The organism is Rhodococcus sp. PAMC28707, from assembly GCF_004795915.1.
Classification (GTDB): domain Bacteria; phylum Actinomycetota; class Actinomycetes; order Mycobacteriales; family Mycobacteriaceae; genus Rhodococcoides.
The window spans coordinates 3,049,405-3,066,967 of the sequence record NZ_CP039253.1 but is presented as its reverse complement, the minus strand read 5'-3'; the positions used below and the strand labels follow the sequence as shown (position 1 = coordinate 3,066,967).

17 protein-coding genes are annotated in these 17,563 nt (G+C 61.4%); 11 read left to right on the top strand and 6 right to left on the bottom strand.

Translation table 11 applies throughout. The features are described from left to right. The first annotated feature begins 146 nt into the window (after positions 1-146). From E5720_RS14050 to E5720_RS14030, 5 genes are all read left to right on the top strand, one after another. Positions 147-1,331: an acyl-CoA dehydrogenase family protein gene (locus tag E5720_RS14050; protein ID WP_136171158.1), complete on the top strand. Its 1,185-nt coding sequence runs from the start codon at positions 147-149 to the stop codon at positions 1,329-1,331. A gap of 185 nt (positions 1,332-1,516) precedes the next feature. Further along, complete coding sequence (locus E5720_RS14045) at positions 1,517-2,380, top strand: SDR family NAD(P)-dependent oxidoreductase (protein WP_247595965.1); 864 nt, start codon at positions 1,517-1,519, stop codon at positions 2,378-2,380. 42 nt (positions 2,381-2,422) lie between these two features. After that, entirely contained in the window at positions 2,423-2,926 is a 504-nt protein-coding gene (locus E5720_RS14040) for a nuclear transport factor 2 family protein (RefSeq protein WP_247595964.1), read from the top strand. 90 nt (positions 2,927-3,016) lie between these two features. Beyond that, positions 3,017-3,967: an ATP-binding cassette domain-containing protein gene (locus tag E5720_RS14035; protein WP_136171157.1), complete on the top strand. Its 951-nt coding sequence runs from the start codon at positions 3,017-3,019 to the stop codon at positions 3,965-3,967. Beyond that, positions 3,964-4,791, top strand: a complete 828-nt coding sequence (locus E5720_RS14030; RefSeq protein WP_136171156.1) for an ABC transporter permease — start codon at positions 3,964-3,966, stop codon at positions 4,789-4,791. Before E5720_RS14035 ends, E5720_RS14030 begins: the two co-directional genes overlap by 4 nt. Here the strand turns inward: E5720_RS14030 and E5720_RS14025 are convergent. Beyond that, the gene (locus E5720_RS14025) at positions 4,788-8,021 is read right to left on the bottom strand and encodes a BTAD domain-containing putative transcriptional regulator (protein WP_247595963.1); all 3,234 of its coding nucleotides are present in this window, start codon (positions 8,019-8,021) and stop codon (positions 4,788-4,790) included. The two genes, E5720_RS14030 and E5720_RS14025, sit on opposite strands and share 4 nt — an antisense overlap. A 149-nt stretch (positions 8,022-8,170) precedes the next feature. Between E5720_RS14025 and E5720_RS14020 the strand changes: the two genes are divergently transcribed. Beyond that, positions 8,171-9,148 carry an Hsp70 family protein gene (locus tag E5720_RS14020; protein ID WP_247595962.1) on the top strand — a complete coding sequence of 326 codons (978 nt, stop codon included), beginning with the start codon at positions 8,171-8,173 and terminating at the stop codon, positions 9,146-9,148. Here the strand turns inward: E5720_RS14020 and E5720_RS22050 are convergent. Then, a complete protein-coding gene (locus tag E5720_RS22050) occupies positions 9,105-9,296 on the bottom strand; it encodes a hypothetical protein (RefSeq protein WP_247595961.1) in 192 nt (63 codons plus the stop codon). The genes E5720_RS14020 and E5720_RS22050 overlap by 44 nt on opposite strands. A 207-nt stretch (positions 9,297-9,503) precedes the next feature. On the opposite strand from E5720_RS22050, the gene E5720_RS14015 reads away from it, so the two are divergent. Further along, complete coding sequence (locus E5720_RS14015; RefSeq protein WP_136171155.1) at positions 9,504-10,373, top strand: 1,4-dihydroxy-2-naphthoate polyprenyltransferase; 870 nt, start codon at positions 9,504-9,506, stop codon at positions 10,371-10,373. A gap of 4 nt (positions 10,374-10,377) precedes the next feature. On the opposite strand, the gene E5720_RS14010 is transcribed toward E5720_RS14015, so the two are convergent. Continuing rightward, positions 10,378-10,758 (bottom strand): phage holin family protein, encoded by a 381-nt coding sequence (locus E5720_RS14010; RefSeq protein ID WP_136171154.1) that lies wholly within the window; start codon positions 10,756-10,758, stop codon positions 10,378-10,380. Between the two features lie 75 nt (positions 10,759-10,833). Between E5720_RS14010 and pepN the strand changes: the two genes are divergently transcribed. Together pepN and E5720_RS14000 are read left to right on the top strand one after the other, a co-directional pair. Beyond that, complete coding sequence (pepN, locus tag E5720_RS14005) at positions 10,834-13,290, top strand: aminopeptidase N (RefSeq protein ID WP_210729870.1); 2,457 nt, start codon at positions 10,834-10,836, stop codon at positions 13,288-13,290. Positions 13,291-13,339: 49 nt separating this feature from the next. Further along, positions 13,340-13,642 (top strand): hypothetical protein, encoded by a 303-nt coding sequence (locus E5720_RS14000; protein ID WP_136171152.1) that lies wholly within the window; start codon positions 13,340-13,342, stop codon positions 13,640-13,642. A gap of 217 nt (positions 13,643-13,859) precedes the next feature. Here the strand turns inward: E5720_RS14000 and E5720_RS13990 are convergent, their stop codons facing one another. Both E5720_RS13990 and E5720_RS13985 read right to left on the bottom strand, forming a co-directional pair. Then, positions 13,860-14,948: a PLP-dependent cysteine synthase family protein gene (locus tag E5720_RS13990; RefSeq protein WP_136171151.1), complete on the bottom strand. Its 1,089-nt coding sequence runs from the start codon at positions 14,946-14,948 to the stop codon at positions 13,860-13,862. After that, entirely contained in the window at positions 14,948-15,268 is a 321-nt protein-coding gene (locus E5720_RS13985; RefSeq protein WP_136171150.1) for a DUF4229 domain-containing protein, read from the bottom strand. Before E5720_RS13985 ends, E5720_RS13990 begins: the two co-directional genes overlap by 1 nt. A 320-nt stretch (positions 15,269-15,588) precedes the next feature. Between E5720_RS13985 and E5720_RS13980 the strand changes: the two genes are divergently transcribed. Beyond that, positions 15,589-15,801 carry a BldC family transcriptional regulator gene (locus E5720_RS13980; RefSeq protein WP_084346180.1) on the top strand — a complete coding sequence of 71 codons (213 nt, stop codon included), beginning with the start codon at positions 15,589-15,591 and terminating at the stop codon, positions 15,799-15,801. Between the two features lie 100 nt (positions 15,802-15,901). Then, the gene (locus E5720_RS13975) at positions 15,902-16,102 is read left to right on the top strand and encodes a hypothetical protein (RefSeq protein WP_136171149.1); all 201 of its coding nucleotides are present in this window, start codon (positions 15,902-15,904) and stop codon (positions 16,100-16,102) included. 49 nt (positions 16,103-16,151) lie between these two features. Here E5720_RS13975 and E5720_RS13970 read toward each other — a convergent pair whose 3' ends face one another. Next, a complete protein-coding gene (locus E5720_RS13970; RefSeq protein ID WP_247595960.1) occupies positions 16,152-17,540 on the bottom strand; it encodes an AAA family ATPase in 1,389 nt (462 codons plus the stop codon). Positions 17,541-17,563: the final 23 nt, after the last annotated feature.

Here is a 17,563-nt window from a genome sequence, read left to right as displayed (position 1 = left end):
GGAATCAATACCCCTTGCCGGCGTGACGATACGTAGTGCGCTTCCGATGAGCGGGAGCGCCTGTTCTTTCGGAGGACCGCAGGAACCTACTGTGACCAAGGACTCAGCTACTGGGTGAGTAGCCCGACATCACACGGAGGTACACGATGACGCATGAAGTGGTTCTCAAAGTCGAAGAAATTGCCGCTCAGTTGGCTGGAGCGGCCCAAGAGACCGAGGATCTCGGCAAGCTCTCGGACCAGAGCGTGAAACTGGTCCGACAAGCCGGGGTGATGCGAATGCTGCAGCCCACCGACTTCGGCGGATACGCAGCCCATCCTCGGGACTTCGCCGAGTCCGTCATGGCCGTCGCCAAGCATTGCGGTTCCACCGGATGGGTGTGTGGCGTGGGCGGAGTCCACCCCTGGGAGATGGCCCTGATGGACCGCAAACTTCAGGAAGAAGTCTGGGGCGAGGATCCGGACACCTGGATCGCATCTCCGTACGCAGCGCAAGGCGTGGCGACGCCTACCGACGGCGGATACATTTTGCACGGCCACTGGAACTTCTCCTCAGGCACAGATCACTGCGACTGGATCTTTCTGGGAGCGATGGTCGGCGATGCCGAGGGAAATGCCTTGATGCCGCCCACGATCATCCACGTGGTTCTGCCACGTAAGGATTACACGATTATCGACGACACTTGGAACGTCATCGGGCTGCAAGGAACCGGCAGCAAAGACGTCGTCGTAGATGGGGCCTTCGTGCCGTCTTATCGGACAATGGATTACGAGGAAGTGCAGGCGGGGGAAGGAGTTGCCGAGCGCGTCGGCCGGACCGAAACCGTATACAAGCTGCCGTTCTGGACGATGTTTCCGCTCGGAATCACCGCTGCCGTCATCGGTATCGCCGAGGGTGCACTGGCCGCACATCTCGACTACCAGCGGGAACGCGTCTCTGCCATCGGGACCAGAATCAAAGATGACCCCTATGTGATGTACGCGATCTCCGATGCCGCGGCCGAGATCGCCGCGTCACGAACACAACTGCTCGACGGAATTTCACGCGTCTACGATCTCGCGGACGCCGGACAGACGATCTCGTTCGAGGACCGTTCGCTGGTCCGGCGGAATCAGGTGCGCTCAGCCTGGCGGGCTGTACATGCGGTCGACGAGATCTTCTCGCGTTCGGGCGGCAATGCTGTACGACGTACCAATCTCGTGCAGCGCTACTGGCGTGACGCGCACGTCGGCTTGCAGCATGCGATTCACGTTCCGGGAACCCTTTACCATTCAACAGCTCTCACCACCATGGGTGAAGTGCCGGAGGGTCCACTGCGAGCGATGATCTGACGCTACGGTTCGGACCGCGTGCCATCAATTCACTCGGCCGACCCTGCACCCGCTTTACCGACTCATACGGCTCACCGAGGGGACCCTTCGGTGAGCCGGCTTTCTACTTTGTTTGCTGCACTTGAAAATCGGATGCGTACCGTTTCGGCAATCCCGTAACGGAAGAATGAACAGAGGAGTTCGTGTTGAGTTCGAAATCTGACATCGTCGCCGTAGTGACAGGCGCAAGCCGCGGCGCCGGCAAGGGAATCGCCTTGGCCCTCGGCGATACGGGGGCCACCGTGTATGTGACGGGACGTACTGCATCGGTCGGGGATTCGCCTCTTCCGGGCACTGTCTTCGCGACGGCAGAGGAGATCACTCGCCGCGGCGGAACAGGCATCCCAGTGATCACCGACCACTCTGTGGACGGCGAGGTCGAGAATCTCTTCGAGCAAGTTCGCAAAGAGCAAGGTCGACTGGACATTCTTGTCAACAATGCGCTCGCCGTTCCCGATGCGCTGACCATGAAGGGTCCGTTCTGGGAGAAGCCGTTGTCGTTGCTCGATTTGCTCGATGTCGGAATGCGATCGACCTATGTCGCGACGCACTTCGCGGCGCCATTGCTGATCGAAGGTGAAAGCGGCCTCGTGGTGAACACTTCGAGCTTCGGCGGCACGTGCTACATGCACGGACCTGCTTACGGTGCAGGAAAAGCGGCGGTGGACAAGATGGCTCACGACATGGCTCACGACTTCCGGCCGTTCGGTGTGGCAGTGATCTCGATCTGGATGGGCTTGCTCAAGACCGAGCGCACACTCGCGAGCTTTGCCGCCAATCCGGACGCGTACGCATCGTTGGCTGCTACTGCGGAAACACCGGAATTCACCGGAAGGATCATCGCAGCGTTGGCCCGTGATCCGCACCTGATGCAGCGCACGGGAAACGTTCTGATCGGCGCAGAGCTCGCCGCCGAACTCGGTGTGGTCGACGTCGACGGAAATCTGCCTCCTTCGCATCGGCCGATGCTAGGCAATCCACCGCAGTACAGTTCCGCGGTAATCGATTGAGGCTCAAACCGATTCAAATTTTCCCGACGAAAGGATTCTGATGTGAGCGTTCCATCGATCGAGCAAAGAATGGCCGCCCTCGAGAAGATCGAGGCAATCAAGTCTCTCAAACATCGCTATCTGAGGGCGTGTGACGCCAAGGACGCCAACACGTTTCGCGCATGCTTCATCGAACGCGGCGCGATCATGGACTACGGCCGACTTGGAAAATACGAAGATGCGGATCCAGTCGTCGAAATCTTCCGCAAAGTTGCGCTGAAGAAGGAATCGGGAAGCTATGTCGTTCTCGACATGCACCACGCATTTCACCCGGAGATTACGCTCATCGACGATGACCATGCCGAAGGCAAGTGGACACTGGCGTTTCGCCAACTCGATATGACCGCACGCACCGAAACCGTGTCGTCCATGGAATACGAGGACAAATACGTCGTCGAGGACGGCGAATGGAAGATTTCGTATTGCCGGGCGGTCCCACTGTGGTCCATGACCCGGCCCTTGGGCGAGTCCGTCGAGGTGGTGCAAGGCTGGGGATTGGACACCTAACCTAGTGTTCGGTGCCTGGTTCCCGGACGTGTAAGTCTTTGCAAGCACCATGCAAGTGCCACGCAAGCGGAGCCGCGCACTGTTCCCACTATGAACCCAGCTATCGAGGCAGTAGACCTCGTCAAGATGTTCGGAACACAACGAGCCGTCGACGGTGTATCGCTGTCCGTCCCGACCGGAGCCGTGTACGGCGTTCTAGGCCCGAACGGTGCAGGTAAGACGACAACCGTGCGCATGCTTGCAACATTGCTCCGGCCGGACTCCGGGTCGGCTCGCGTCTTCGGCCACGACGTCGTCGCCGAGCCGACCGCAGTCCGGTCCCTCGTCGGTGTCACCGGCCAATACGCATCCGTCGACGAAGACCTGACCGCGACCGAGAACCTCGTCATATTTTCTCGCTTGCTCGGACTGACCCGGAAAGAGAGCCGACGCAGATCAATCGAGCTCCTCGAAGAGTTCGGGCTGATGGAGGCCGCCACCAAACCACTGAAGAATTTCTCCGGAGGTATGCGTCGCCGACTCGATCTCGCGGCCAGCCTCATCTCCTCCCCGCCCCTGCTGTTCCTGGACGAACCGACAACCGGGCTGGATCCGCGGACCAGATCTCAGATGTGGGACACGATTCGCCGGCTCGTGGCCCAGGGATCGACGGTTCTGCTCACCACGCAGTACCTCGACGAGGCCGATCAGCTCTGTGACCGAATCGCCGTCATCGATCGCGGCAAGGTCATCGCCGACGGGACCGCCGATGAGTTGAAGGCTTCGGTCGGAACTTCCACGCTCGAATTGACCCTCGTCGACCGTAGCCAATGGGACAGCGCGCGGTCGATAGTTGCCGCACAACTCGGTGTCGACGTTCTCGCGACACCAGGCAGCGACCGATTGACTGCCCCGATGTCGGATACGTCGCACACGCCGGAGATTCTTGTTCGTCTGCGCGAGAACGGTATCGCCGTCGACGAGATCACCGTGTCCAAGCCCAGCCTGGACGAGGTCTTCATGGCCATCACCGGACACGACACCGAAGACGAGGCAGCATGACAACCACAATCGAGTCCCCCACCCATGCATCGTTCGGTACCGAGCAACCACTGCACCGAATATCACTTTCCCAGTCGGTAGCAAACTCGATGACGATGGGTTACCGCGGACTGCTCAAGATCAAGCACAACCCGGAACAACTGTTCGACGTCGTATTGCAGCCCATTATCTTCACCCTGATGTTCACTTACATCTTCGGCGGCGCGGTCAGCGGTGACGTGGCGAGCTATCTCCCTGTCATCATTCCCGGGATCCTGGCTCAAACGGTGATCACCACGTCCATCGTGACTGGCACCCAGTTGCGCGAAGATATGGACAAGGGTGTGTTCGATCGTTTCAAATCACTTCCGATAGCACGTATCTCGCCATTGGCCGGAGCGTTGCTCGCTGACGTAGTTCGCTACGCCATCGCGACTGTCATCACCTTCTCGACAGGGTTCGCCATGGGGTACCGTCCCGACGGTGGAGCGCTCGGTGTTCTCGCAGCAGGCGGCCTGGTCATCTTCTGCGCGTGGGCGATCAGCTGGATCTTCGCACTGATGGGGGTCTTGATGAACAAGGCGTCGTCGGTACAGGGAGTCTCGATGCTCATTCTCTTCCCATTGACATTCCTGTCCAACGCATTCGTCCCGGTGGACACGATGCCGGGCTGGCTACAGCAGTTCGTCGGCGTCAATCCCGTCTCACACCTGGTCACTGCAGTGCGCGACCTTGCCAACACCGGTCATGCAGGAATGCCAGTGGTCTGGGCCGTCCTCGGCGCCGTGGTGATCGTCGCAATCATGGCACCACTGACGGTCAAGACATATATGCGCAAGGCCTAACAAAGAAGGTCGAGAATCGCACGGAGTGCGCCCGCCCGCGTCGTATGCGCGACGCGGGCAGCCTCTGCCTCCACCGTGGCAGCACCGAGTACTGCTGCCGCGGCGTCCAAGTGACGCTGCGGCCGCATCGATGGAAAATCTTGGCGTGCAAAAGCTTTGACCGACAGCGCAATGAGAGTCAGACCGGGCCCTGGGTCGCGACCGGACTGCACGTCGTACGAGCCCACCGCACATGCCACCGCGCCGATCTGCGGCAGGTCCCGGATCCCCCCGGGCCCCATACGAGCAGTGACCATTGCCCGAAGCACATCGACGGAGTCGGCGACCTCACCGTGACGTCCGAACAACACGTGGGCCGACACCGATGCACTGGCTTGCATAGTCAGATACGAATCTCCCATACCTTCAGAGCTGAATCCGGACAGCCCGACGACCCGGCGAAACAGCGCCAGCCCTGAATCGACATGCCCCTGTGCGAGATCGGCTTCGGCGCGCGATGCGATGAGTGCGGAAAGATACGGGTCACGGGAACCTGGCTCACGCCCACCCCGACTCTCGACATCGATCTGGACTCCGTCAAGGTCATCGAGCAGTGCCCGGCCCTCGTCGATTCTGCCGGCAGAAATCAGTGCACCACCCAGAAAGCCGCGGGTTTGTATGCTCTCCTCGAAAGAGTGGAGATTCCACAGCATGTCGGCGGCCTCTTCATAGAATTCGATAGCTGAATTCGATTGCCCGGATTGCCCGTAGATGCTGCCGAGAAATTGCGACGCCGAGGCGGCACTTATCGCGTCATTGCGGGCGAGAGCAATCTCCCGCGCCGCGAGTGCATCTTTCGCTGCGGGATACAGATATCCCGAGTTCTCGTACAAGCCGGCTCGCAACAAAAATGCCGCATTACGCTCCGATGCATGCGAAGCGCGTGTACTTTCGGCCAACTGCCGAGCGAGGCCACGGCCGTCGAAGCGGCCTGTCAAAAGCTCGGCTATCAACCGTAGACCAGGCTCGATCTCGGTTCGGCGATGCAACACTCGACGCAAACGCAACCGGACTCGCGCAACATCACGCTGGTCGCTGCTGTGGGCGAGGTGCCCCAGAATCACGACGTGTGCCAAGACCATTGCATCGGCCGACACCCAGTCCAGTGCCGGCCCGTCACGCTCGGCATCGAGCAAATCGGGAGCCCACTTCAACACTTCCGAATGCGAACCGCGAAGCGCCCACAGCAAGACGAAGACCGCCAGGATGGAATAGAAGTGGCCCCATTCCCTTCGCTCCGCGGCCTCTCTGAGTACAGCAAGCAGGTTGTCGTGTTCGTCTTCCAATTCGACAACGAGTTCGACCTGTCGACCTGCTCGATATTTATCCGCCGCGGCCTCGGCGAGAAGCAGGCCCCACTTCGACATTCGTTGGGTCAGAGCTGCCTTTTCCTCTGAATCGGACTGCTGCTCAGCATATTCGCGGACGGTCTCCAGCATGTGGTACCGCACGATGCCATGTCGTTCGGTCACGGTAAGCAACGACTGGTCGACCAGTCCAGTGAGGGCAGCATCGATGTCGGTCACCTCACCCCACTCCGCTACCGATCGAGCCGCGTCGAAGGTGAACCCGGCTGGAAAACGACATAGCCTGCACAAGGCGGATCGCATCTCGATGTCCAGTAGGTTCCAACTCCAGTCGATCACTGCGTGCAATGTCCGATGGCGCTCGGGTCGAGTTCGATCGCTCGTGCGGAGAAGCGTGAATCGGTGTTCGAGTCGACTGATTATCTCGGTAACACTCATCGTCCGAACTCGCGCCGCAGCCAATTCGATTGCCAGCGGCAGACCGTCGAGCGTTCGACACAATTTTTCAACCTCCGAAGCCTCGAGCACCGCCGACGACCGTACAGCGCGCGCACGCACGCCGAAGAGCACGGTGGCGGGCGCTTGCAAACCGAGAACTCGAAGCGACGGCAACGGAAACATCGACTCGGCTGAGATGCGAAGCGGCGTCCGCGATGTGGTGAGAACTGTGAGATATCTACTGGCGGAAACCAACTCGTCGACCACCGACGCGACGTCGTCGATCACGTGTTCACAGTTGTCCAGAATCAGAACGCTCGGTCTCGCTGAGAGTGCCTCGCGGAGTCGTTCGAGGGACGTGTGGACCCGAACCATACCGAGCTTGCGAATGCTCAACTCCGATTCACTTAATCCGAGGGTGGCAATTATCGCCGCCGCGACGTCTTCGCTTCGATGCAGCGATGCAAGTTCGACGAAGGCCACGGGCTGTGAAACAGATGCCCGCATACCCAACTCATGTGCGATTCGGGTCTTTCCACTGCCGCCGGGCCCAAGGATCGTCGTGACGCGCGAATTCTTCATCGACGCTTCGATCGCTGCGATATCCTGTTCGCGGCCGATCAACTCGTTCGGCGGGATTCTAAGGCCGATCGAGCGTGGCAACTCCTGCGCCTTCGGTCTGAGGAGCTCGGCGTTGAGGTTCACGAGTTCGGGCGAAGGGTCTGTCCCCAGACGTTCGGCGAGAGATTGTTTCAGCCGGGCGAATACTTCCAAAGCTTCGTTGGTGCGACCGAGCCCGTCCAGGCACAGCATCAGATAGGTGACGAATCGTTCGTCGAGTCGATCGCGCAGAACTGCCGCTTTTGCGTACGGCAATGCCTGCTCGATGTTCCCGAGTCCGAGCAGCGCCTCGATTCTGACTGCGTCGAGCGAAAAGGACGCGGCGGTGGCGCGCCCTCGCAGATCGTCGGCGAGCGATCCGGCGGGAAGATCTTCCCCGGGCTCTCCCCTCCACAACTCCAGAGCCCTCGATGCGACGTCGAGCGCCGAGTCGAAGTTGCCTCGCGCGAGTTCACCTTCGGCTGCGGCAACCCCGATCTCTGCGCTGGTGAGGTCGAGTTGTTCGGGTTCGATCAACAGGCGATATCCAGCAGGGCCAATCTCGACGGTGCCCGGTGGCAGAGCCGTACGCAACCTCGACACCTGTGTTTGCAGCGCGTTCTTCGGCGAGCGAGGTGGCGCATCGGGCCAGATGTCGTCGATCAACGCCGAAGTGCTTCGGCTTCGGCCGGGCGAGGTTGCCAGGGCGGCAAGCAACGCCCGCGCTCGCATACCGGGAATATGGACGAAGTCGCCGCCGACGCGCATGTAAACAACACCGAGTACCCCCACCTCGATCCGATCGGTGGGGGTGTCTACTTCGAGTTCAGGGGCCCCGGTGCGCACTGATCGACATCATAGATGAGCTGATACTTCGTTCCCCGAAAAGCGTCTTCTGGTCTGTTATCGATCGGAAAACCGACCTTTACACGATAGGATCATGCGTAAGTTCCGCACGTGTCGCCGCCGACGAGGGAAGGGAAGCCACGAGAGCGATGGATTCAGCAGTCGGCATATCGATGGGTGTCAGTGGCATTCGAGCAGTTCGCACAGTCGACGGCCGGTCGTTCTCCACCGAATGGTTCCCGACTGCCGGTCCGACGCCCGATGCCGAGGACGTCGCGCACGCCATCCGGGTCGTCGTCGATCGGTCGGACGCCCCGCATTCTCTCGGCGTCGCCTTCCCCGACCCTGGCTACAGTGCCGCGTTGAAGGCGGCGCTGGTCGAGGAGTATGTGTCGGAGGTACGCGTGATCTCGGAGGTTGCGGGCACTCTCGAACAGCTGAGAGTGGACCCCGAATTCCGGTATCGCACCGTCGTGCTTTACGACCTCGGGGCGACTGGTCTCGAGATGACTGTCGCAGATATCGACAGCGGGACAGTCTACGCCGCGACTCGAACATCCGAGATGAGCGGCGAAGTCCTCGATCGCGCTGTGCGGGATCACCTCCTGACCCTCGACATTCTTGCGATACCACGCACCGAATCCGAAGAACACGCTCTGTTGGAATTCAGTTGTGAGATCAAGGAAGCGCTGTCCATGCACGAGGCGACGCAGACTTCGGACGGCGCATTTCGACTGCTGGATCGTCACATGTTCGAACTGCAGATCATGCGAGCGGCCGAGCACTCGGCGACCGCCCTCCGCGATCTCGCCGAGATGTCCGAGATTCCGCCCGAGGTGGTGGTCGCGGTCGGTGGCGGCGCGAGAATCCCCCTGCTGAAAGAGGTACTGGAGCGATATCTCCGGATTCCCGTTGTCGTACCCGTCGATCCGGAGTTGATCAGTGCTCGCGGTGCAGCGCTGTACGCAGTCCGAGTGGACCAGGAGCAGACAGCCGAATCCGGAGCCTCACGCTGGAGCGTCACATCACTGTTGACCCCGCTCGTACGGTTCGGACTTCCGACCCTCGCCGCATTGAGCTTCTTCACCTGGATGCTGTGGCCCGGCGCCGGGGGGAACCGTCGCTGACCGGAACCCAGGACACCGCCGTCGAGAAACCTACCGCCGAGGCCACCACGCCGCCCTTGCCGAAGGCAGCGGTAACCACCACGGTCGTGGTCCCGACGGCGGATGCGGCGCCCGTCACGACGACTGCGCCGCCTGTTGCTTCGACCACCGAAACTCGGTACGTGCCTGAGCGCAGCACCGATGCGAACACCGAAGCCCCACCCGCCCCGCCCCCTCCGCGGCAGTTCCAGCTGCCGCCGCTTCAGCTCCCCAAATTTCAGCTGCCCGACTTGCCTCGTCTGCCTCTTCCCTGATTCTGGCCCTGCTACTCGGCCCTCCGAGGGCATCTACGGAGGCGATGCGCAAAGATCACAGCATGGCCACCACTGCTCAATGGATCGAAGGCGCACGCCCGCGCACGTTGCCCAACGCTATTGCGCCCGTTCTCGTCGGAACAGGTGCAGCGGCGTCACTCGGTGACGCAGTGTGGTGGAAGGCGCTGCTCGCGCTCCTCGTATCGCTGGCGCTCATCATCGGTGTCAACTACGCCAACGACTACTCCGACGGCATCCGTGGAACCGACGACGAACGCGTCGGCCCGCTCCGGCTCGTCGGGTCGAAGGTCGCCTCGCCCGGTTCCGTCAAGGCTGCTGCTGTCGGATGTTTCGTAGTGGGCGGAGTTGCCGGGATCGCGTTGGCGGCGACCAGCGCGTGGTGGCTCATCCTCGTCGGCGTTGTCTGTATCGCGGGTGCGTGGTTCTACACCGGCGGCAAGAAGCCCTACGGATACAGCGGTTTGGGTGAGGTAGCGGTCTTCGTATTCTTCGGCCTCGTTGCGGTTCTCGGCACCCAGTTCGTGCAGGCGGGTCGGGTCGACTGGGTTGGCGCGGTCGCGGCCGTCGCAGTCGGATCTTTCTCGAGCGCTGTGCTCGTCGCCAACAACCTTCGTGACATCGACACCGATCCGGACTCCGGAAAACACACCCTCGCTGTGCGACTGGGTGACACCCGCACCCGCCTGCTCCACCTCGCACTGATGATCGTTCCGTTTGCGGTGACGGTCGCGCTCGTCGCGCGTACACCGTGGGCGTTGCTCGCACTGCTCGCGTTGCCGCTGGCAGCACGCGCAAACACGCCGGTACGTACGGGTGCGACGGGATTCGCACTCATCCCGGCGCTTCGCGACTCCGGTCTGGCGATGCTGGTGTGGGGCTTGACGACCGGAGCCGCATTGGCATTGGCGTAGACCGTCAGCGGTTCTCGGGCACGAACGCGCCGAGCAGGAAATTGACGATCGAAATGATGAGTGCGCCCCAGAATGCTGCACCGAAGCCGGCAATCGCCAAGCCGTAATCGGTCACCGAGGAAATCCAAGCGGTGAGGAGCAGCATCAGCGCGTTGATGACGAGGGTGAACACTCCGAGCGTCAGAATGACCAGGGGAAGCGACAGCAGTTTCACCATCGGCTTGATGAACGCATTGACGATGGTGAAGACCGCGGCAATGCCCGCCAGGACGATCAAATCCCATCCTGTTCCACGGCCTGAGCTCGCCAGTTCGATGCCACCGACCCACTGCGCAGCCAACCAGATCGCGAGAGCGTTGATAACGAGCCGTACGAGAAATGTCATGCGCACAAGACTATGCTGCGCAGCGTCGATGGGTGTGCCCACCCGCAGCGCTATCGAGCGGCTTACGCTCGACAGGTGAACACTGCGAACCTCACCCGTACCGAGACACGCCGTCGCTCGCGACACATCACCGATGTCTCGTATCGGATCGAGCTGGGCCTACTCGGCGCAACCGACGCCGACGCCGACACGTTCACCTCTCGCACCACCATCTCGTTCGACGCGTCCACACCGGCGACCTGGATCGACTTCATCGGCGCGGAAGTAAAATCGCTCAGGCTCAACGACGTCGACATTCCCGTGGTCTACGACGGCGCACGCATTCAACTCGTCGGTTTGGCCTCGAGAAACACGCTCGTCGTCGACGCGTTGGCTCGCTACAGCCGGTCCGGTGAGGGTCTTCACCGTTTCGTCGACCCTGTCGACGACGAGGTATATCTCTACACCCAGTTCGAACCGGCCGACGCACGACGCGTGTTCGCGAATTTCGAACAGCCCGATATCAAGGCGCCGTTCACCTTTGTGGTCACCGCGCCGTCCAATTGGCAAGTTCTCTCCAACCGGACTGGAATCCGCACGGGAGATACGGTGACCTTCGCCCCCACCTTGCCTATTTCGACATACATCACCGCCGTCGCCGCAGGTCCCTATTACCGATCCGAATCATCCTGGACCCGAGACGATCTCACCGTGGAGCTCGGTGCACTGTGCAGAGCTTCTCTCGCTGACTACTTCGATCCCGAGGACATCTTCGATATCACTCGTCGGGGGCTCGACTTTTTCCACGACAAATTCCGATACCCGTATCCGTTCGGCAAATACGATCAGATCTTCGTTCCGGAGTACAACCTCGGTGCAATGGAGAATCCGGGTTTGGTCACTTTCACCGAGTCCTACGTATTCCGTTCCGCTGCAACAGATGCCCAGCACGAAGCTCGCGCCAACACGATTCTGCACGAGATGGCACACATGTGGTTCGGCGATCTCGTGACCATGGAGTGGTGGGACGACCTGTGGCTGAAAGAATCCTTCGCCGACTTCATGGGCGCATTCGCGTCCGCGGACGCAACGCGTTTTACCGACGCCTGGGTCAGTTTCGCGAACAGGCGTAAGGCCTGGGCGTATCTGCAGGACCAACTCCCGACGACCCACCCCATCGTCGCCGACATCACCGACCTCGAAGCTGCCAAACTGAACTTCGACGGCATCACCTACGCCAAAGGCGCCAGCGTGCTCAAACAATTGGCAGCATACGTCGGAGACGAGGCTTTCTTCGAGGCCTCGCGGAGGTATTTCGCCGAGTTCGCTTTCGGCAACACGACACTCGCAGATCTGCTGACTCATGCCTCCGCCGCGTCCGGGAGAAACCTGGACAGCTGGGCTACCGCCTGGCTGAAGACCAGCGGCGTATCGACGCTTTCCTACACCGGCACAAGCGTCGAGCAGACAGATCCACGCCCGCATCGCCTGGCCATCGGCCTGTACGACGCGGATGCCGACGGTAATCTCGTTCGGACGGAGCGTCGCGAGATCGATATCGTCGATGCGAGTACCCCCATCGAATTGCCCAGTGCCGCATTGATTCTCCTCAACGATGATGACCTGACATACGCCAAGATTCGACTCGACGCGAAGTCCCTTGCCACTATCGCCGACTCACTGGACCGATTTGTCGATCCCTTGGCTCGGGGATTGATCTGGTCGGCACTGTGGAACGCGACACGGGACGCAGAATTCGCACCGACGAAGTTCTTGGACCTGGTTTCGCAGTTCGCGCCCTCGGAGAGCAAGGTCGGCATTCTGGAGGCTGTTCTCACCAATGCCCAGTACGCGATCGATCACTATCTTCCGGACGGTCAGGATACTGATCGACTCTGGTTGGACACGTGCTGGTCTCAACTGATGTCGGCCGATGCCGGAAGCGATGGGCAAGTGGTGTGGCTACGCGCGGTCGGCGCGGCGGCCCAGAACTCCAATTCCAGGGCCGGGGACATCTTCGGACTACTCGACGGCACCCTGCCCATCGAGGGCCTCGACCTCGATCCACAGCAGCGATGGCTGCTGATGCGGGCTCTCAGCGCCTGCGGCCGCGCAGACAGGGACGCGATCGATGCCGAATTGACCTTGGACGCATCGGCTTCCAGCCGCAATTCGTATCGCGCTGCGATCTCGGCCCGACCTACTTCCGAAGCGAAGTCGGCTGCGTGGTCTGCATTGATGGATTCCGACGACCTCTCCAATGACGCCGTCGACGCAACGGTGTCCGGTTTCCGTGCCGGTGGGCGACGTGATGTGTTGGCGTCCTTCGACGCTCGTTACTTCGAGATGATCGCGGACCTCTGGGCCGGGCGAAGTATCGAGATCGCCAGGAGGCTCGTCATCGGATTGTTCCCGCAGCAGCAGAGCACCGAGGACGCCGATGCGTGGCTCGCTGCTCACCAGTGGGCGCCGGCGGCGCTTCGCAGGCTCGTCATCGAACAGCGGGACCACCTGGCCCGGGCTATTCGGGTGCGTGAGGCGGCGAAGTCCTGACCGACCTCGTATGCGGCGTGTGGAGCCCTTCGGCACTACTGTCGGGGGTATGGCTCTGAATACGATTGCAACGTCGGCACTCGCGGCTGGTGGACTCCTCGGTGGTTTCGCGGTGGCACGGAAGACGAAGAACCGGCAACTCGGAGGCGCTGTCCTTGCGGCGGCAGGTGTCGCGTGCACCGTCTCATGGAATGCGTCCTCGGGCCCGAAGGTCGCCGGCGCGCTCCTGGCGACCTATCTCGTGGGTTTCGGAGCCTCGCACCCGCTGGCGAAGAAGATCGGCGCCTGGCCTGCGGTGGGCTCGGTGGCGGCGGCGACGGCAGCGGCGTCGGTCGTGTTGATGCGGGAGTAGAGCCTGCGGAACGACCCAGATGGACGGGAGTAGAGCCTGCGGAACGACCCAGATGGACGGGAGTAGAGCCTGCGGAACGACCCAGATGGACGGGAGTAGAGCCTGCGGAACGACCCAGATGGACGGGAGTAGAGCCTGCGGAACGACCCAGATGGACGGGAGTAGAGCCTGCGGAACGACCCAGATGGACGGGAGTAGAGCCTGCGGAACTGGGAGTTCAGGGTACGAATTCTCCGGTTTTGAGGAAGTTTTCGAGCACCGTTGTCGGGCCGTTCAGGTCCATTCCCTGATCGGCGACCCAGCTGTCGTCGAAGTAGGTGTCGGCGTACCGTTCTCCGCCGTCGCACAGCACTGTCACGACGCTGCCGTGGTTGCCGGCGGAGATCATGTCGGAGATGAGCCCGAAGGCACCCCACATGTTGGTTCCGGTCGATCCGCCGACACGCTTTCCAAGAACTGTGGATGTGTGTCTGGTGGCGGCGACGGATGCTGCGTCGGGTACGGCGATCATGCGATCGATGACTTGTCCGACGAAGGATGGTTCGATTCGTGTACGTCCGATTCCTTCGATGCGAGATGGTTTGTCGGTCTCGAAGTCGGCGCTTCCGCTTTCGTAGCCCCCGATGAAGGCGGAGTTCTCCGGGTCCACGACGGCCAATCGTGTGGCGTGTCGTCGGTATCGGATGTAGCGGCCGATGGTGGCGCTGGTGCCGCCGGTCCCTGCTCCTACGACGACCCAGGTGGGTATGGGTGACTCTTCGAGGGTGAGTTGGTCGAAGATGGATTCGGCGATGTTGTTGTTTCCGCGCCAGTCGGTTGCGCGTTCGGCGTGGGTGAACTGGTCCATGTAATGCGTGTTCGGTTCGGCGGTGAGTCGGTGCGCTTCGGTGTACATCGCGGCCGGGTCGTCGACGAAGTGGCATCGGCCGCCGTGGGTTTCGATGAGCGCAATTTTGGCGGGGCTGGTGCTGCGCGGCATGACGGCGACGAAGCGCAGGCCGAGTAGTCGCGCGAAGTATGCCTCACTGACTGCTGTCGATCCGGAGGATGCTTCGACGACGGTGGTGTTCTCGGTGACCCAACCGTTGCAGATCGAGTAGAGGAACAGTGAGCGGGCGAGCCGGTGCTTGAGGCTTCCGGTGATGTGCGTGGACTCGTCTTTGAGGTAGAGCTGGACGTTCCAGGCGGCCGGCAGTGGGTAGCGCAGGAGATGGGTGTCGGCGCTGCGTTGGGCGTCGGCGTCGATCAGTCGGACTGCGTTGTCGACCCATTCACGCGACGCCGAGTGATCGACGATGCGGGTCATCAACGGCCGTCTTCTCCGCGCAGCTTCGATTGCAGATCTGCACGCGCTTGCCTGCGTCCCTCGTCCACTCCGGCGATCGAGACGTTGACTCGTATGCGAAGCGACTTGAACAGCAGCAGGGACAGCGGCAGGGCGATCAGTACTCCGAACACCGCGGCGACGAGTATGGGCACCTCGACGCCGAAGATGAGCCCGATTCCGAAAATGGCGGCGGCGATGACGATGACGAGCAACAATCGTGCTCCGGTGTAAAGGGCCACGTCACGGATTAGCTGCCCCTTTGTTGCGGTGGGCGCGGGGGGCGTGTTGCTTTCGGTCACGACCCCAGGTTACCGCTCGGAAGAACGCTGTCTCGATGCCGCCTGACTTATCCGATTTGTCCATTACCTCCCCTTTACCAACTTTAGGTCAGTCGAGTACCTAGGGGTCTGGATGTAACCATGGGTCTCGTACACCACGCGTTCTCGACCGATCGGACGAGAACGCAGGTCCTCGCGGCCGGATCCCGATTGGGGATTCACACTCCACGAGGGCGGGTCTTGCTTCACCGAGGACCCCGTCAGGGTGAAGAAACACCAGCAGTACCGGACACATCAGCGATCGATCAAACGCGAGAATGCACGCAGGAGGACACGAGAAGATGAGCGCACCAACTCTGCACAAGGCTCAGGATTCACTGCTCACACCGGGGCAGGTAGCGGCGCTCTTTCATGTCGATCCGAAGACAGTGACCCGATGGGCACACGCAGGACGGCTCGGATCACTTCGGACGCCCGGCGGCCACCGCCGGTTCCGCGAGTCCGAGGTCATGGCTTTGCTGACATCGCTGACCACGGAAGCCGGACACCGGTAGCTCTCCGCTCGTACGGGAGGGTCGATTCTCAGGAAACTGCGAGCCGCGTGGGGTGCACATGGCACCCCCACGCGGCTACCCTCTTATGAGGAGGTGCGACATGATCTATCTTTTGGCGATGATCGGTTTGGTAGCAGTGATCGTTCTGTTCTGGAAGGCGTTCGGCCCGACGATGCAGGAACCCGCAGGCAAGGTGATCGGCCCTGACGACGACCCGGAATTTTTGTGGAAGATGAATCGAGATACTCGACGCTCGGGGACCGATGGTCACGATTCGGGGAAACAAGATCGACCAGAGTAACCAGCGAGACGGGTGAACCGTCCTAGCGCCTCTGTCTGCAGCCCGCTCCTCAGGAGCGGGCTGTTCTTGTTCGTTCTTCGGTGCGCGCTGCGTCCGGTCGAGTGATGGGGAAATCTGAGGCCACGGCAGCAGCCAATTCCAGCAGAGCCAACCGAGTCTTGGGCTTGAGCCGATCGAGGTCTATCTCCGCTCCCTCTTCGAGATGCGGGTCGAAGGGCACGAGCACGACTTGCCTGCATCGTTGCTCGAAATGTTCTACAACCTTCGTCAGATCGACTTTCCCCGCTCGCGGCCTCACCGCATTGACCACGGCTACCGAGGATCGAACGAGATCTCGGTGTCCGTGCGCGTCGAGCCAATCGAGGGTCGCCGACGCACTCCGAGCCCCGTCGACCGAGCTGGAACTGACCACAACCAGTGAATCGGAACCGGACAGGATGCTGTCCATGGCGGAGTGCATCAAACCGGTACCGCAATCGGTCAGGACGATGCTGTAGAACTTTTCGAGCAGATCGACAGCGCGATCGTAATCGCGGCCACTGAATGCTTCCGACACGGCAGGGTCGGAATCCGAGGCGAGCACCTCGAGCCTGAACTCGTTTTGCGAGGTGTATCCGCGTACGTCGCTGTAGCGATCCAAACTATCGATGTCGCGCAGCATGTTTCGCACCGTCGCCGGCGTTTCGACGGGCACTTTCTGACTCAGCGTCCCTCGATCGGGATTGGCGTCGACAGCGATGACACGGTCGCCCCTGATGCTCGCGAACATGGACCCGAGAGTCGCCGTCGTCGTGGTCTTTCCGACGCCTCCCTTGAGGCTGAGCACCGACACTCGGTAGCAGCCGACCAGTTGGCGGTCGACCTGTCGAATCAGGCGCAACTGTTTTTCGTCCCGCGGACTGTTGCCCAGGTTCACCCGCTTGCCCGACGCGGAATACAGCCACCGACGCCAACCCGATAGTGGCGCGGGACTGACCTGCTTCACCAGCAAAGCGTTGGTCAGATCGAGTGCGGACGAAGCGATTACCGGCGTCGGCAGCGAAGTCGGCGACGCAGTGGGTGGATACTGATCCTCGGCCGGCATCGGTACCGGCGTCGACCGGAAGCCTGTGTCGGGTGCAGCGTCGACCTGAGCCTCGGATGGGTCGAGCGGGGCCTCGGGTGCTGCTTCGGACGCTGCGGCGACCGGCGCTTCGGCGTCGTGAACCTCTGCAGCCGCAGGCTCAGGCTCACGGGTTGAATTATCCACCGGCGCGACGACCGAGGCTGCAACGACCGTGACCGTGGCGCCCGGGGGTGTGAGTGCCGGGGGTGTGAGTGCCGGAGGTGTGACTTCTGGAGGCGTGACTTCTGTTGGTGCAGCGATCGGCGAAGGCCGGTCCTCGTCCGGTTCTTCCGGCCGCACCGCCTGCCACGAACTCATCTGCCAATCGGCCATGAACTTGTCCCCCCACCGTTACC

Coding starts and splice junctions, on each gene's coding strand:
- E5720_RS14030 (WP_136171156.1), top strand. CDS start 3,964: ATGACAACCACAATCGAGTCCCCCACCCATGCATCGTTCGGTACCGAG.
- E5720_RS14015 (WP_136171155.1), top strand. CDS start 9,504: ATGGCCACCACTGCTCAATGGATCGAAGGCGCACGCCCGCGCACGTTG.
- E5720_RS14035 (WP_136171157.1), top strand. CDS start 3,017: ATGAACCCAGCTATCGAGGCAGTAGACCTCGTCAAGATGTTCGGAACA.
- E5720_RS14010 (WP_136171154.1), bottom strand. CDS start 10,758: ATGACATTTCTCGTACGGCTCGTTATCAACGCTCTCGCGATCTGGTTG.
- E5720_RS13970 (WP_247595960.1), bottom strand. CDS start 17,540: ATGGCCGATTGGCAGATGAGTTCGTGGCAGGCGGTGCGGCCGGAAGAA.
- E5720_RS13975 (WP_136171149.1), top strand. CDS start 15,902: ATGATCTATCTTTTGGCGATGATCGGTTTGGTAGCAGTGATCGTTCTG.
- E5720_RS13980 (WP_084346180.1), top strand. CDS start 15,589: ATGAGCGCACCAACTCTGCACAAGGCTCAGGATTCACTGCTCACACCG.
- E5720_RS14020 (WP_247595962.1), top strand. CDS start 8,171: ATGGATTCAGCAGTCGGCATATCGATGGGTGTCAGTGGCATTCGAGCA.
- E5720_RS14000 (WP_136171152.1), top strand. CDS start 13,340: ATGGCTCTGAATACGATTGCAACGTCGGCACTCGCGGCTGGTGGACTC.
- E5720_RS13990 (WP_136171151.1), bottom strand. CDS start 14,948: ATGACCCGCATCGTCGATCACTCGGCGTCGCGTGAATGGGTCGACAAC.
- E5720_RS14050 (WP_136171158.1), top strand. CDS start 147: ATGACGCATGAAGTGGTTCTCAAAGTCGAAGAAATTGCCGCTCAGTTG.